The sequence below is a fragment of the Priestia sp. SIMBA_032 genome, from assembly GCF_046535215.1.
In the GTDB taxonomy this organism is placed as follows: domain Bacteria; phylum Bacillota; class Bacilli; order Bacillales; family Bacillaceae_H; genus Priestia; species Priestia aryabhattai.
On record NZ_JAWRXD010000599.1, the window covers coordinates 1 to 274 of the forward strand.

Here is a 274-nt window from a genome sequence, read left to right on the forward strand (position 1 = left end):
TGTGGGAGTCGCGGGAGAAGCGCCGAGCCACGGGCGTGAGTTCGCGGGGAGCAGACGCAGTGGCCGCAGGCCCTCGCGAACGGTTGGATGGGGGGATGCGACGTGTGCTGGTGCTCGGCGGGACCGGGTGGTTGGGGCGGGCGATCGTCCGGGAGCTGCTCGCGGGCGACGCCGAGGTGACCTGTCTGGCCCGCGGTGAGTCGGGGGACGTCCCGCACGGAGCGCGCCTGGTGAGTGTCGACCGTCGTGCCCCTGGCGCGTACGACGGCGTGCG

1 protein-coding gene is annotated in these 274 nt (G+C 74.1%); it reads left to right on the forward strand.

The annotated features are described in order from the left end of the window. Nucleotides 1–95: 95 nt before the first annotated feature. Nucleotides 96–274 (forward strand): NAD-dependent epimerase/dehydratase family protein (locus tag SB717_RS35665; RefSeq protein WP_410907678.1); only part of this gene is annotated, 179 nt, incomplete at its 3' end.